Source organism: Cognatundibacterium jejuense, assembly GCF_014284255.1.
In the GTDB taxonomy this organism is placed as follows: Bacteria; Pseudomonadota; Gammaproteobacteria; order Burkholderiales; family Burkholderiaceae_D; genus Undibacterium; species Undibacterium jejuense.
In genome coordinates this window covers 169,217-184,618 of the sequence record NZ_JACOFV010000004.1, presented here as the reverse complement: position 1 = coordinate 184,618, position 15,402 = coordinate 169,217, and the positions used below count along the sequence as shown (strand labels likewise).

The 15,402-nt window shown below is 46.2% G+C and carries 14 protein-coding genes; 1 reads left to right on the top strand and 13 read right to left on the bottom strand.

What is annotated here, in order from left to right; genetic code table 11:
- Positions 1–44: 44 nt before the first annotated feature.
- The 6 genes from ndk to surE all read right to left on the bottom strand — a co-directional run bounded on the left by ndk (position 45) and on the right by surE (position 5,905).
- A complete protein-coding gene (gene ndk / locus H8K32_RS06280; protein ID WP_186911625.1) occupies positions 45–470 on the bottom strand; it encodes a nucleoside-diphosphate kinase in 426 nt (141 codons plus the stop codon).
- A 136-nt stretch (positions 471–606) separates the two neighbouring features.
- Positions 607–1,944, bottom strand: a complete 1,338-nt coding sequence (gene rlmD / locus H8K32_RS06275; RefSeq protein WP_186911624.1) for a 23S rRNA (uracil(1939)-C(5))-methyltransferase RlmD — start codon at positions 1,942–1,944, stop codon at positions 607–609.
- A 114-nt stretch (positions 1,945–2,058) separates the two neighbouring features.
- Positions 2,059–3,111: an RNA polymerase sigma factor RpoS gene (gene rpoS, locus H8K32_RS06270; protein WP_186911623.1), complete on the bottom strand. Its 1,053-nt coding sequence runs from the start codon at positions 3,109–3,111 to the stop codon at positions 2,059–2,061.
- A 173-nt stretch (positions 3,112–3,284) separates the two neighbouring features.
- Positions 3,285–4,241, bottom strand: a complete 957-nt coding sequence (locus H8K32_RS06265) for a peptidoglycan DD-metalloendopeptidase family protein (RefSeq protein ID WP_186911622.1) — start codon at positions 4,239–4,241, stop codon at positions 3,285–3,287.
- A gap of 75 nt (positions 4,242–4,316) precedes the next feature.
- The gene (locus tag H8K32_RS06260; RefSeq protein WP_186911621.1) at positions 4,317–5,171 is read right to left on the bottom strand and encodes a protein-L-isoaspartate(D-aspartate) O-methyltransferase; all 855 of its coding nucleotides are present in this window, start codon (positions 5,169–5,171) and stop codon (positions 4,317–4,319) included.
- Positions 5,168–5,905 carry a 5'/3'-nucleotidase SurE gene (gene surE, locus H8K32_RS06255; protein WP_186911620.1) on the bottom strand — a complete coding sequence of 246 codons (738 nt, stop codon included), beginning with the start codon at positions 5,903–5,905 and terminating at the stop codon, positions 5,168–5,170. The genes H8K32_RS06260 and surE overlap by 4 nt, the downstream gene beginning before the upstream one ends.
- A 107-nt stretch (positions 5,906–6,012) precedes the next feature.
- Between surE and H8K32_RS06250 the strand changes: the two genes are divergently transcribed.
- Positions 6,013–6,993, top strand: coding sequence for an NADPH:quinone oxidoreductase family protein (locus H8K32_RS06250; RefSeq protein ID WP_186911619.1), 981 nt, complete (start codon positions 6,013–6,015; stop codon positions 6,991–6,993).
- Positions 6,994–7,057: 64 nt separating this feature from the next.
- On the opposite strand, the gene H8K32_RS06245 is transcribed toward H8K32_RS06250, so the two are convergent.
- The 7 genes from H8K32_RS06245 to H8K32_RS06215 form a co-directional block, all read right to left on the bottom strand.
- On the bottom strand, positions 7,058–8,287 hold the full coding sequence (locus H8K32_RS06245; protein ID WP_186911618.1) for an HD-GYP domain-containing protein: 1,230 nt from the start codon (positions 8,285–8,287) through the stop codon (positions 7,058–7,060).
- A gap of 99 nt (positions 8,288–8,386) precedes the next feature.
- Positions 8,387–9,205: a uracil-DNA glycosylase family protein gene (locus H8K32_RS06240; protein WP_186911617.1), complete on the bottom strand. Its 819-nt coding sequence runs from the start codon at positions 9,203–9,205 to the stop codon at positions 8,387–8,389.
- Positions 9,202–9,798, bottom strand: a complete 597-nt coding sequence (locus tag H8K32_RS06235; protein ID WP_186911616.1) for a type II secretion system protein N — start codon at positions 9,796–9,798, stop codon at positions 9,202–9,204. Before H8K32_RS06235 ends, H8K32_RS06240 begins: the two co-directional genes overlap by 4 nt.
- 11 nt (positions 9,799–9,809) lie before the next feature.
- Positions 9,810–11,030, bottom strand: a complete 1,221-nt coding sequence (gene gspF, locus H8K32_RS06230) for a type II secretion system inner membrane protein GspF (RefSeq protein ID WP_186911615.1) — start codon at positions 11,028–11,030, stop codon at positions 9,810–9,812.
- A 5-nt stretch (positions 11,031–11,035) separates the two neighbouring features.
- Entirely contained in the window at positions 11,036–12,466 is a 1,431-nt protein-coding gene (gene gspE, locus H8K32_RS06225; protein ID WP_186911614.1) for a type II secretion system ATPase GspE, read from the bottom strand.
- A 3-nt stretch (positions 12,467–12,469) separates the two neighbouring features.
- Complete coding sequence (gene gspD, locus H8K32_RS06220; protein ID WP_246447154.1) at positions 12,470–14,638, bottom strand: type II secretion system secretin GspD; 2,169 nt, start codon at positions 14,636–14,638, stop codon at positions 12,470–12,472.
- Positions 14,635–15,402 carry a type II secretion system protein N gene (locus H8K32_RS06215; protein WP_246447152.1) on the bottom strand — a complete coding sequence of 256 codons (768 nt, stop codon included), beginning with the start codon at positions 15,400–15,402 and terminating at the stop codon, positions 14,635–14,637. The genes gspD and H8K32_RS06215 overlap by 4 nt, the downstream gene beginning before the upstream one ends.

Below are 15,402 nucleotides of genomic sequence, written 5' to 3'. Positions count from 1 at the left end.
GGGCATCAATTACTTCAATTTCTTTAAATACTACTTAATACAAATTAACGTGAGTACACGTTCAGTACTGGGAAGAAATAAGCGATTTCAACAGCAGCTGTTTCAGCAGCGTCAGAGCCATGAACTGCGTTTGCATCGATAGATTCAGCGAAATCAGCGCGGATTGTGCCTTTTTCAGCTTTCTTAGGATCAGTTGCACCCATCAGGTCGCGGTTTTTCAAAATCGCGCCTTCGCCTTCCAATACTTGTACAAATACTGGACCAGAGATCATGAAATCAACCAGATCTTTGAAGAATGGACGTGCAGCGTGAACAGCGTAGAAGCCTTCAGCTTCAGCGCGGGACAATTGCGTCAAACGAGCAGCAACAACTTTCAAACCAGCAGTTTCAAAACGGCTGACAATTTGACCAATCACGTTTTTTGCAACTGCGTCAGGTTTAATAATAGATAATGTACGTTCGATAGCCATCTGAAAACTCCAATAAAAAGAAAGGGTTAAGACAAAAACTCTAGAATTCATCTAACCCTAGATTTTAGCATGAAACACTTGATACAACATGTCTTTAAAGAAAGACCGTAAAAATACCAAGCATATATTTGCCAGTTTAAGAAACCAAATCAAAGACCGCCATAGACTCAACGTGGGAGGTATGCGGAAACATATTAACAACTCCTGCGTAACTCAAACGATAACCAGCGCCATTGACCAAAATGCCGGCATCGCGTGCCAAAGTTGATGGACTGCAAGATACATAGACCAGTCGCTTAGGCTTGAGGTCGGGCGCAACTTGCGTTAAATCTACCAAAGCCTGACACACCGCCATCGCACCGTCACGAGGGGGATCAATCAAAAAGCGATCGAATTTACCCAGCTTAACAAAATCCTCCGCCGTCACCTCGAACAAATTGCGCGTGCTAAATGAGGTCTTTTCAGATAAACCGTTGTGAACAGCATTTTCGAGCGCACGATCAGTCAGCGTAGAACTCCCCTCAATCCCAACTACCTGTTTTGCAAGTGTAGCAATAGGCAAAGTGAAATTACCTAAACCACAAAATAAATCAGCAATACGCTCATCTTTTTGCGGATCCAGCAAGCGCAACGCTTTTGCCACTAGCACACGATTAATATGATGATTCACCTGCGTGAAATCGGTAGGCTTAAACGGCATCTTGACACCAAATTCTGGTAGCAGGTAATGCAGATCGCTAGTTGAAGGGTAGTATGGCTCGGCAGTTTCAGGACCTTTCGTTTGCAACCACCATTGCACCTTGTGGTGATCAGCAAAAGCTTTTAACTTCACCTCATCATCTGCGGCCAATGGCGCCATGATGCGCAACACCATTGCAGTCACCCCTTCACCGATGGCCAACTCAATTTGCGGCAAATGCTCAATGATAGACAAAGAGGCAACCAACTCACGCAAAGGCATCAACATTGCCGAAACGTGGGGCGGCAAGATCTTACAAGTTTCCATATTCGCCACATAACGCGACTTTTTCTCATGAAAACCAACCAACACCGTGCCTTTTTTAATCACATGGCGCACTGACAGACGCGCACGATAGCGATAACCCCAGGTTGGACCGTAAATTGGGCGCATCATGGTTTCAGCCTTTACCTTGCTGATGTGCCACAAGTTATCCTCCAAAACGCGTTGCTTCATTGCCACTTGTGCATCAGGCTCAAGATGCTGCATAGAACAACCGCCGCAAGTACCAAAGAATTCACATTTTGGATCCACCCTTTGCGATGAAGTCCGATGCACCTCAGATAAAGTTGCTACCTCCCAACTTGGCTTCTTTTTGTAAGAACTAAAGCTAACCAATTCACCTGGCAATGCACCTTCAACAAACACCACTTTTCCTTGCGTACCATCTTCATTTTGCAAATGACCAACACCACGCGCGTCCATATCAAAAGAACGTATTTCTATTTTATTCATGGGAATATCGGCGCCAACTTCAGTCGCGCCATGTAAAAGATAAAGATCAAAAGCGGAATTATAAAAGAACTGCGGCGTTTCACCCGCGCTATTCGCAAATAAGTGAACACCTCTTCAGATTAGAGAGTCTCTACCTACACCTCTAGACAAGAACGACCGCTTCAATTTAATCAAGGCTTCTTGCTGGATCTGACGTACCCGCTCACGGGTTATCCCCATTTCATCAGCCAATGTTTCTAAGGTAGCAGGGTCATCATTATCCAAACCAAATCGCCGAATGACCACAATACGTTGCTTATCCGGCAATTTTGCCAACCAATCACGCACCAAGACAGTCATCTCATGATGCTCAGCGCGAATATCAGGACCATCATCGCTATCACCAGGCAACATATCCATTAAACTGGATTGCGGATCATTATCCAAAGGAGTATCGAGCGACGTCGCATGTTCTGACAAGGCCAAAATATCCTGAACCTCGTCAACCGGCCGATCCACCAACAAGGCGATATCTTCCAAATTAGCATCCCGACCATCTCGTCGCTGCGACTCCAAATGGTATTTAGCACGCAAGATTTGATTGAGCTCACGCACCATATGCACTGGCAAGCGTATTGTGCGCGCCTGATTCATGATGGCCCGCTCAATACTCTGTCGTATCCACCAGGTCGCATAGGTCGAAAAACGAAAGCCACGCTCAGGTTCAAACTTATCGATCGCATGCATCAACCCAAGATTACCCTCTTCTATCATATCCAAAAGAGCAACGCCGCGATTAATGTAGTGCTTCGCAATTGACACAACCAAGCGAAGGTTGTGTTCAATCATTTTTTGCCTAGCCTCGAAATTTCCTTGCTTAGCTAAAGTAGCAAAGTGTAACTCTTCCTTGGAATCAAAAAGGGGCCGGGTACCAATTTGATTCAAATAATATTGCGTCGTATCGGTCGAAAGCTCAGCCGCCAATACGTTTTTCAGCTCATCAATTGGCGCAACAATAAGCGAAACAGGATCAACTGCCTGAGCCTCACGATCATCAGTATCAGCACCCACCTCAGCAGCGTCCGTCAGTGCATCCACATCAATACCATCATCTACTTCAATCGACAATGCCTCCGCCTCCTCATAGGAGGAAACGTCCAACTTTTGGTTGATCGCACTTTTTTGCATAATTTTGTCTGAATAGTAAATATGATTAAACTCGGAAATACCTCATAACCGCACACTGCCTGTGATCATCAAATTTCTACTACCGTTAATGGCAAATTATTACCACATTTTAATCATTTTACAACACTATTTATGTGACAAAGTGCATCCAGACAGCATGCATAACAAGCAAATTAACGCGCCGGCAAATATCTCATAGGATCAACTGGTTTTCCCTGCAGACGAATCTCAAAGTGCAGATTAACAGTATCACTATCAGAATTTCCCATTTCTGCAATTTTTTGCCCTTTAGTAATAGCTTGCCCCTCTTTTACGAGAATAGATTTATTGTGAGCATACGCCGAAAGCAGGCTACTGCTATGCTTAATAATTACTAAATTACCATAGCCACGGATTCCACTTCCAGCATACATCACCTTCCCAGCACCGGCTGCCAGCACCTCTTGCCCCATCTTACCCGAAATATCCAAACCCTTATTTTTTGCATCGTCAAATCCAGTCAACACCTTACCATCCACTGGCCACATCCAATCAACCGCCTCATTATCTGCAACAACTTTATCGGGCGCCTTTTCCGCTGACTTTAATGGAACAACAGGATTTACAACGTCGTTTTTAACAACCGTAGGTGTGCCACTCTCTGGTTTTTGCAATTCAGCCAGTACAGTCTCTGAATAAGGACGTTTATCACCCTTAGGGCTATTTTTGTTGCTCGATGAAGGAGGCTGCGATAAAGGTTTTACATCAATAGACGTACCAGACACAGCGACTGTTTGCACACCCTGGATACCATTAGCCGCATCTGGCGGAGCGACTCGCAACACCTGATCAACCTTGATATCGTTAGGATTTTTCAAGCTATTCCACACCACTAAATCACTATAACTTTGCCCGTGATCTAGCGCAATTCGATACAGAGTATCGCCACGCTTTACAACATAGCTTCCCTTAGTAATCTCTGGTGGTCGGACAACTGGTTTCGCAACCGGAATCACAACACTAGCCTCGGTTACCGGAACTGAGGCACGCTCAACAACTGGCGCCTTGTTGGGAGTCGTCGTGCAAGCAGACATCAAAAAACTTATGCAACCGAGGCCAACAAGGTTTTTAACGTCATCTATTTTTTTCATTCTCATTACAAAATTGCCCTTGAATTCCAGACCAGAATTTTTACTTTTATCAATAACCACATTTACCCCAAATAATCAGACGACGCCAGAATGTAAAGGCACAAAATGACAATTTTCAACAACTGCGCTGCTCCACTCATGCTCAGAAACCCGCTCAATGAGTTGCAATACCTGGTGCCGACCACCGACAGGAGCAATTAGTCGCCCGCCGACTTTTAGCTGAACCAATAACGCTTGCGGCACTTCCATACCCGCTGCAGCCAATATGATACCGTCAAAAGGCGCGGCCTGAGGCAAACCAAGCATCCCATCGCCATAATGCAAACGAATATTGGCAATGCGCATAGGCCGCAAATTATTCTTTGCCAGCTCGTGCAATGCCTTAATTCTTTCGATGGAATACACTTCCTTAGCAATTAAAGATAAGACTGCGGCCTGATAGCCGCAACCGGTACCGATCTCAAGCACCTTGTCGAGCTTCACATCATTACGCAGAATCTCTAACATTCGGGCAACGATATATGGCTGCGAAATAGTTTGATGATGGCCAATAGGCAAAGAAGCGTCTATATATGCCTGACTTTCAAGACCAGACTCTAAAAACAAGTGGCGCGGTATAGTTCGCAATGCCTCCAATACAGTAGTGTCTTTCACTCCCTGCTGAGCCACCCTGGCGACCATCGCGCGCCTGACAGCCTCGGAGACCAAAGGACTATCCGAGGTATTAAGCACGACAGGCTTTTGTTCTTTTGTAGAATTCCAAGCTGACACCGGATTTGTACGTGGTGTCGAATTCGTATCACGCCCTAAATTTTGCATCGCTGTCTGCGTAGAAACACTGGTAGCGATGCGATTGCGCCCTGCATTATCCTTACGTTCTACGACCGAAGACAAAGGAAGTGGAAAACGCTTTTCTTTTGCCGTCGTCATTCAAAAGTCATGGCGAGCATGTCCAGATGTTTAAAGTTAGTCAAATCCACTTGCAATGGCGTTACTGCAACATATGCCTTTGAAGTGACGTCAAAATCAGTACCTTCACCGCCATCACGGATCCCCCCCGGAGGCCCGATCCAAAATATTTCCCTTCCTTGTGGATCCAACATAGGAATGACTGGCTCCGAAGCGTGGCGTTTTCCCAAACGGGCGGCGCGTATCCCTTTAATTTCATGCAGCGGAAGATTTGGAATATTGACGTTCAGCAAATAAGGTCGCGGCAACTCAGGAAAACCAAATTTCACCAGATCGGACGCATACTTAGTTGCAACATCCAGATGCGCCCACCCCTTATTGACTTGGGAAAAGGCAATCGCAGAGATGCCAAATAAAAAACCTTCGGTCGCAGCTGCCACAGTCCCCGAATACAGGGTATCGTCTCCCATATTTTGACCTTGGTTGATACCAGAAACGATCAAGTCAGGCATCTCTTTCATAATGGAGGTCAGCGCAATATGCACACAGTCCGACGGCGTACCGTTCACAAAATAAAAACCATTCGCGGCACGTTGCACAGTCAAAGGTCGATCAAGGGTCAACGCATTCGATGCACCCGATCTATTACTATCTGGAGCCACCACTGTCACATCAGCAAATTCAGCTAAAGCAGATGCCAGCATCACGATGCCAGGAGCCAGATAACCATCATCATTACTAATTAAGATTTTCATAATCCACATTCTAACCGAAGCGCAAAAACAAATTTCTGCCGATGTGACTTTTTTGCGGCATAATCAAAAAATTAAACGGTCGTACTATTTAAAAATGGAGGCGATAAATGAAAGCTGTTGTTTGTAAATCGTGGGGCGCTCCTGAAACCTTGGAAATTATGGATTTGCCAGATTTAACACCGGGATTCGGTGAAGTCGGAATACAAGTCAAGGCCGCAGGCGTCAATTTCCCCGATGTCTTGATCATACAGAATAAATATCAATTTAAGCCCGAACTGCCGTTCACTCCTGGTAGCGAACTATCCGGAGAAGTTTATGCCGTTGGCGATGGAGTTACTCATCTGAAAAAAGGCGACAAAGTCATCGCCTTCATCGGCTACGGTGCTTTTGCACAACAGGTTGTTGCACCCGCCAACGCCGTCATGCCTATGCCTCCAGGAATGGATTTTGATACGGCAGCTGCGGTTACGCTTACTTATGGGACGTCCCACCATGCAATTGTTGATCGGGCACAACTTAAAGCTGGTGAAACGATGCTGGTATTAGGTGCCGCAGGTGGGGTTGGCCTTGCTGCAATAGAAATAGGAAAAGCACTAGGTGCGAAAGTCATTGCGGCAGCCTCTACTGACGAAAAATTAGAAATTTGCCGTCAACACGGTGCGGACGTGTTAATTAATTACAGCAATGTCGATCTGCGTGAAGCGATTAAACAGGCCAGCGAAGGCAAAGGACCGGACGTCATTTACGATCCAGTAGGCGGCATCTATGCCGAACCGGCGTTCCGCTCAATTGCATGGCGCGGACGCTATCTGGTAGTTGGCTTTGCAAATGGTGAAATTCCTAAACTACCACTCAATTTAATGCTTCTCAAAGGCGCCTCTTTAGTCGGCGTATTTTGGGGTGAATTTGCTAAACGCGAGCCCAAAAATAATCTGGCCGCGATGAAAGAATTAATCGGCTGGCTTCACCAAGGAAAAATCAAGCCGCATATTTCTGCTCGTTACGCCTTAAACGAAACCGCGCAGGCACTCAATGATCTGGCAGCACGCAAAGTTACCGGAAAAATCGTGATTCGTCCCGAGAGATAAATGGCTCCTCAAAAAATAAAACTCCGTCTTACAAAGACGGAGTTTTGTGACTTTGAATTGCAGATCAAAATGGCGCCGCTTCACCCAACCAATAGCGGTTAATATCTTTTAAGCCCCATTTCGACACATCCTCACGGTTAGCTATCTTATCTTGCAAACCAGGACCCGCCAGATCAAGCAACTCCGGCGCAATATACGACATTGATTTGATGGAAAAAAATACCCTGACTTTCGGGGCGAGCAGCGACTTACCAACTTGCTGCTCAACCACGACACCTAAACGCCCGGATTCCAACCGAACCAAGGTCCCAACCGGATAAATACCAATACTTTTCACAAAGGCCTGAAATATCTTTTCGTCGAAGTGACCTTTACTCCACTCGGCCATCTTGCGTATTGACTCCGCTGGGCACCAGCCTTGCTTGTACGGTCGATTTGAGGTAATCGCATCATAGACATCACACACCGCACCCATTTTGGCCAACAAGCTAATCTGCTCCCCCTGCAATCCATAAGGATATCCGGTTCCATCCATTTTTTCATGGTGATGCAGACAAACATCAAGCGCCACAGCGCTAACGCCTTTTGCTTCTAATAACATTTTGTGACCTGCCACCGGATGCGCTTTCACAGCAACGAATTCATCGTCGGTTAATTTTCCGGGTTTATTCAAAATCTCGGCAGGAATCATCATTTTACCGATGTCATGCAACAATCCTGCCAGACCTGCCTCGCGAGTTTCCTCGTCACTTAATCCTAATTGCTTTGCCAGCGAGACCATCAAAGCACATACGGCCACCGAATGCATGTAAGTGTAGTCATCCTTGGTCTTCAGACGAGCCAGACCAATCAAGGCACCAGGATTACGCATGACTGAGTCCGCGATCTCTTCAACCATTTCCTTAGCATTACCGACATCAACGGCTTTCCCCATGCGTGCCTCGCTAAACATGGAAAATACAGCCTCTTTTGATTTACTCACAATCATTGACGCGCGACCTAGCTCATCACCCATAGAGACCGGTCCGGTTTGACGTGTAACAACTGGTTTTGGCACAGGAATTTCGGGTTTAACCGGTTCAACAGTCCCCGACTCCTGTTCTTGATAGACATCCAATCCCTTACTGGTATCTATCCATGCTTCACGGATTTTTGTCTTTTGAATTTCTGCCAATTCATTTGGATCAGCAAGAACGAAGGATTTCTTCCAAAATGGCGTATCTATCCACGAACCACATAGCTCATGGAGGTACATTCCGATTCTTAATTGTGTCACTTCAATTTTTTTTAACATAAACCACTTAGGCAAAAATCTGTCCGGTGAAATCACGCAAACACTAACGCCAAATTATTCTACAAAGCCCCACACTAAGCCACTAAAAGCTTACCATTTCTAACAAAATTTTTCCTTTGAGCAACTTTTTAGCAATTGCATAGGCCTGAAAAAATTCTGCATCGTGCGATTTTTAATAAAACTCAGGTTGTAAGGATGTTCAGCCACAATTTGCGGAAATAACGAAGTCTCATGAATTCTTTGGAGTTGCTCAGCAATCTTACCCCACAAAATCAAGGATGGCACTTTTCCAAATGAAACAGAATGAGAGTGTAATGCTGCAAATATAGTCTGCAAGAAAATCTGCCATGATTTACCATCCCTGGCGGGTGCCACAGAGGTACGGAAAACCAGTGAAGCATTTAATAGAAGAAAACCATTTTTATGTAGATTTTGCTGCAATTCAGGCAATGTCTGAATAAAACCGGAATCTGGTGCCAATGCAGTTTGAGCAATACCACGCATTATTTCACCACTCGTGACACTTTCATCAAGCCGACCATCAGCAACCAATAACATTTTTATAAAGTTACGCAAAGAAGTTGCACGATTAACTTTTTTAGACAAGCCAGCCCCATCAGGGGACCAGATTTGTTTCACTGCACCGTCCATGAAACAAACACCAGTAGCGCTATCCTCGCGCGGATATGGCCCCTCGCCAATCAATACATATCTAACATCCTCGATTGGTAGCTCGAATGCCGCAAATAATCTTCCGTCGGTCGGCAAAAATCCATTCGAACAGAGTTGCTCAAAATATGTGGGGTCAGCGGCGTGCATTGCAGCCAACCCAAGTTCAACAGGATCGCGCCAGGATTCGTGCACTGTTCTCAGCGCTAATTGTATTTCAATAGGTAGAAACGCTGTACTGCCCTTCATTTTTCGGTTCCGCCACCCATCGATGGAAGTGAAGCAGTAGGGAATCCAGCGCTAATCATGGGTTGAACTGGCGCATTCCCAGGTGAAGGGGTAATTTGGTTCGAGCGAGCAGGAAAAGCAATGGGTGCAATCGGTGAGACTGGTGGCATATCACCCGGTTGCACTCTTACAGAGCCTGGAATCACATTAATTATCGCGTTTTCCGGCAAGGAAACACGTCGCATCACACCGGACTCCGAGATCATGACATATTTATCCGCCACCTCTTTAAGAATAATACCTGGAGCAATTTCAGCATTGAGAGGAATAGTTTGCGCTGGCTTTCCATTGGCAACAACGATCGCCAGACTTTCATTCGATTTCTTGGCGATAATTACCCCTTTAAGCTCGTAATTACTGGCAATAGCCTGATCAGCCTGAGCACCTCCGAAAATACCACCCCACTGCCCTGCTCCGGGTTCAATATTATTATCCAGCGCTGGTCGCGCGACACTGCGATCAGCAGGCTTAAATACCCGTATCCCCCAAAAACTCAAAGACACGCACAACAAAATAAAAGCTAAAAAGCTACACAAAAGAGGCAAGCGCTTCATTTCATTCCTTATCAGCGTACCAGCTGATTAATTTCAATAATTGGCATCAACACCGCCAACACAATCAACAACACGACAGCACCCATAGCCAGAATCAATACCGGCTCAAGCAAGCCTGCGATAGTCAACGCGCGTCGCTCAAGATCCTGCTCCTGCGCACTCGAAGCGCGCTCCAGCATAGCGGGCAGTTCGCCAGTCACTTCACCGGCACGTATCATATGTATCAACATCGGTGGGAAATGCTTGTGCGCAGCTAATGCACGGGCAAGTCCAACACCCTCACGTACACTTGCTGTTGCGTCTTCGACCTGTTCACGCATAGCGACGTTAGAGAGCGTTTCACGGCTGGTTTGCAATGCCCGCAAAATTGGCACTCCAGAACCCGTAGTAATCGCTAAAGTACTAGCAAATCGCGCGGTATTTAAGCTACGCTCAAACTTTCCGTAAACCGGTGCAGTCAACAACCACTTATGCCAACGCATTTTAACGTCTGGATTTTTTAAGGCTGTACGCCACAAAGCAAAAGCAGTAACAACAATCAATGCAACCAACCAACCATAGGCGCGCACAAAATCAGAAATCGCCAGCATCATTACCGTCAAGAACGGTAATTTTTGCTTGGTATTAGCAAATACTGAAACAATCTGCGGAACCACGTAGGTCAGCAAGAAGATAACAATCGCAAATGCCACGACCGTCACGATAGCTGGATACGTGAAAGCCAATTTAACTTTCTGCACCAACGCATTCCGACGTTCAATATAGTCCGCCAGACGCGATAACACGCGCGACAAATGGCCAATCTGCTCGCCGGAAGCAACCAAAGCACAATAGATTTCAGCAAAATCATTTGGATGCTGTTTTAAGGCATCTGACAAAGCAGCACCGGCCATTACTTCAGACCGAATGGAGGCAATGATATCGCGGATAAAAGTACGTTCAGATTGCTCAAGCAAAGCAGAAAGACATTGCTCCAATGGCAGCCCGGCTTCCAACAGACTTGCTAATTGGCGCGTAAATAAAGCGAGTTCAACACTAGATAAGCGTTCCGCAAACAAAGCTCGTTTCTTTGCGCCACCAGCATCGGCTTGATTAAGAATGGATTCAACACTCACAGGAACTAAGCCCTGAGCTCGCAGATCACTGCGCGCTGCTCTAGCACTATCGGCGTTAAGTACCCCTTTGCTGGTAACCCCATCGCCGTTTATTGCTTCATATCGAAATGCAGGCACAGTCTCTATTCCTTAGTTACGCGCAATACTTCTTCTTGCGTTGTCACACCGTTTTTAATCCAGCGATCACCGTCTTCGCGCATGGTTTTCATGCCATTATGCTGGGCAGCGGCCCGAATCTCAGCCTCAGAAGCCTGATGATGAATTTGTGCGCGAATTTCTTCAGTGGTCTGTAATAGCTCATACACCCCCAGACGCCCTTGATAGCCTGTGTGTCCGCAATGTTCGCAACCGACGGCATGCCATCTTCCGCCCTCCTCACGACGACAATGTACGCACAATTTACGCACGAGTCTCTGAGCTACTACACCGAGCAAGGAGGAAGACAACAGGAAGGGTTCTATCCCCATATCCAGCAAGCGCGTTACCGCAGCTGCAGAATCATTAGTATGCAAGGTCGCCAACACCAAATGACCAGTCAACGACGCTTGAACCGCGATTTGCGCCGTTTCAAGATCGCGAATTTCACCAATCATAATGACATCAGGATCTTGACGTAAAATGGCACGCAAGGCTTTCGCAAACGTCATATCGATGCGCGCATTGACCTGCGTTTGCCCTACACCAGCCAACTCATATTCAATTGGATCTTCGACCGTCAGAATATTGGTTGTACCTGCATTCACGCGTGACAGAGCCGCGTAAAGAGTCGTTGTTTTACCAGACCCAGTAGGTCCGGTCACCAACACAATACCGTGGGGCTGCGAAATCAGTTTATCAAAACTCTGCAACACATCATCGCTCATCCCCAAATTACTGAGATCAAGACGCCCCGCTTCTTTATCCAACAAACGCAATACAGCACGCTCTCCGTGACCAGTTGGTAAAGTTGATACCCGTACATCCACCGGCTTACCACCGATACGCAGTGTAATACGACCATCTTGCGGCAAACGCTTCTCGGCAATATCCAGCTGCGCCATGATTTTGATACGAGAGATCAGGGAGGCATGAATCGCTTTACGTGGGCGAACCACGTCACGCAGGGAACCATCGACACGGAAACGAACGACTGAAATTTGCTCAAACGGCTCAATATGAATATCAGATGCGCCATCGCGCAAAGCCTGCGTCAATAAGGCATTGATCATTCGGATGACTGGAGCATCATCTGCGGACTCAAGCAAGTCTTCGATTGCGGGCATATCCAGCATCAATTTTGCCAAATCAAGATCAGACTCAACTTCACCAACGACATCAGCTGCATCGCCACCAGAACCCGCATAAGCTTTTGCGATCAAGTCGTTGAGTGCTTCAGGAGTGAGCACATTAAGCTTGATTTTTCCAAATTTTCGACCAACCTCAGCAATAGCCGCTGGAGCCGTTTTCTGAGAAACAGATATCTCAACCGGTGCATCTGGCAAGGACGTATCGCGACTTGCAAGTACCAAAAAATCACGCGCAAACCCGTACGGCAACAAGCGGTTTTCTAACATGGCTTATTTACTTTCTGGATTATTCGTCTTCGCCACCGGAACCGGAATCGTCATCGGCGTCGTCATCAGTTTGCCCTTTTCCATTTCTGGTAACAATGCAGCGGCACTGCCGCCTTTTGGCACTGGCATCTGCGTACGCATGTAGTCATAACGATCAACGGAAACGTTATTACTATCTTCAGCAGAACGTATCACCGTCGGGCGCAGGAACACCATTAAGTTTGTTTTATTGCGAGTTGCCGTTTGATACTTAAATAAATTGCCGATAATCGGTATATCACCTAAACCTGTCACTTTTTCTGTTGTATCTCCAACGGTGTCAGAAATCAAACCGCCCAGAGCCAAAATCGAACCATCTTCAACCAACACATTAGTGGCAATCGAACGTTGCGTTGTTGTCGGACCAGATGGATTGGTAGCAGAACTTGCAACCACCGCTGAACTTTCTTGATATATGGCAAGCTTCACTGTACCACCCTCAGAAATTTGAGGCTTGATAGTAAGCTTTAAACCGACGTCTTTACGTTCAATCGTTTGGAATGGATTAACCCCAGCGGAACCGGTCGCAGCGGAAGTTGTAAATTGACCAGTGATAAATGGGACATTTTGGCCAACGATAATTTTTGCTTCTTCGTTATCCAAAGTAACCAGATTTGGCATCGACAAGATATTTGTTCCGTCACCACTATCGACCATATGAGCCAATGCACCAAGAGTCAATTTACCACCGATTTGCTTGAAAACTCCGAGAGACAAACCATTGCTTGGAAGAGACGAATTGGTCGCTAAGTTTGCGAGGTTATTGTTACCGGTAGAAAAAATACTACCGCCGCCAACACGGTAACTACTATTCGAGTTCCCCGACAGACCCGCCCATTGAACGCCAAAATCATTTTCTTTATTCGCATTAACTTCAATGATCAATGCTTCGATATATACCTGTGCCCGACGGGCATCAAGCTGATCAATAACCGTCCGCAGGTTTTTATAAACCGCTTCGCTGGCCGTAATAATGAGTGTATTCGTTGCCGCATCCGCTTGTATGTATCCCGCTGCGCTGTTACCGCCACCACCAGATTTACTAGTACTGCTGATGGGTAACGAGCCGCTGCTCGTACCTGTGCTGTTTCCGCCAATACTAAAGCCATTTTGCGCAGAACCAGTATTAGCATTTGGTGATGATCCTGTATTTGATAAGCCACTATTGGATTGTGGCTCACTGGTATCGCCAGTAACGATAGAGCGCAGTGTTTGCGCCAATTTCACAGCTTCCGCATTACGCAAGTACACAACATGAACATTGCCGGGCAAGGCAGTAGGCTGATCAAGTTTAGTAATCAGGGATTTAATCAAATTCGCCCGCGCTTGAGAAGGTGCACGAAGCAACAATGAATTAGTACGCGGATCGGCCATCAACACTGCTTTTCCGGCATCTGCAGGACCCGCGTTATTTTCAGTCAACTTGCTGACCATCGCCGCAATATCAGTCGCCATTGCATGCTTGACTGGAATAACATCCAAATCAACGGTTGCAGGCACATCCAAACCAGCAATAATTTTATTCAGCCGCTTTAGATTATCTGCATAATCTGTAATAACGACGGTATTGTTACCTGGGTTTGCATTGATAGTGTTATTTGGCGAAATCAGAGGACGCAATACCGTCACAATATTTGCCGCAGATTCATAATTCAATTGGTAGATTTGTGTTGCTACCTGATCCCCTTTAACTGGCTCCCCTCTCTCATTCTGTATCGATTGCGTTGGTCCTGGCTGCAATTTTGCGTCTGCTTCCGGAACAACCTTGTAATATCCATCGGCATAGACCACTGCATAGCCTTGCAAACGTAAAGTCGAAGTAAGTAGCTTAAATGCCTGATCTTTCGTCAGCGGTTTTTCGGAAACCAGATTCACCTGTCCTTTTACGCGAGGATCGATAATGAAAGTGGTCCCTGTATAGTGCCCGATAGCTTTAACGACGGATTCGATATCAGCACCAACAAAATTTAAATCAGCTGTGTTCTTGTCTGGCGCCTGCGCCAGGGCTGCAGCACTAAAAATACAACCTGCACTCAACACAGCCGCACCAGTGATCGCGGAAAAGTGATGCAGTGGTTTACGGAAGGAATTGCGGATCATAGCTGCCTTGCTTTTTAATGGAAATGTTTTCATTTGAACTCTAACGCGATGACATCTTTGTCGCCGTCTTTACGGCGTTGCCCCAGCAAATTCAACAAATTTGCCAACTTTGTTTCTTGTCCTTCTTGTGCCCAGGCTTTGCCAGAGAACTGAAAGTGGCCCGCCTTTAGGGCACCACTCCCACTCAGCATCATTGGCCCAGCTTCCGTGACCAAATTGATATTTGCATTTGTTCCTTGCAAATCAAAAGCCATTCTATAACTACCCAAGGGTCTCACTGGCGATAACTTTGACGCCATTTCTGAGAGATTTAATTGCAACTGCCCTTGCGCATTCAATATCGACCCATCTCTGACGAACTGCAAATTATTCCACGATAAATGCAATTTACCGGACGGCCCTATCGTATTAAGCGGCGCGCCTAAACCTTCCAATCTTTCAGTCGGTAAAACTAACACGGATGGGCTTACATGCCACTCAGAAAAATTACCAGTAAGCTTCACAGGAATGGATAAAGCCTGCGAATTTTGCAATTCCATATCTAACTGCGTCAATAAAATTAAGGGCGAAATTTTCCAGGAGAAACGTCCCGGAAACAATGGCGTCACTGGATCATTAATTCCTGCCGCAACGCCAATAAAACCAGAACCATTCCAAAAAGAACCCTGTACATCACACAGACTCAAGCGCCCTTGAGTCTGGCGCTCTATCAACACGCCCATCCAACTAGCTGGAAGAAAACAAAACACTGTGCCAATAACACTTAGAATCGCAATCACTACCCAGACAATTTTCAT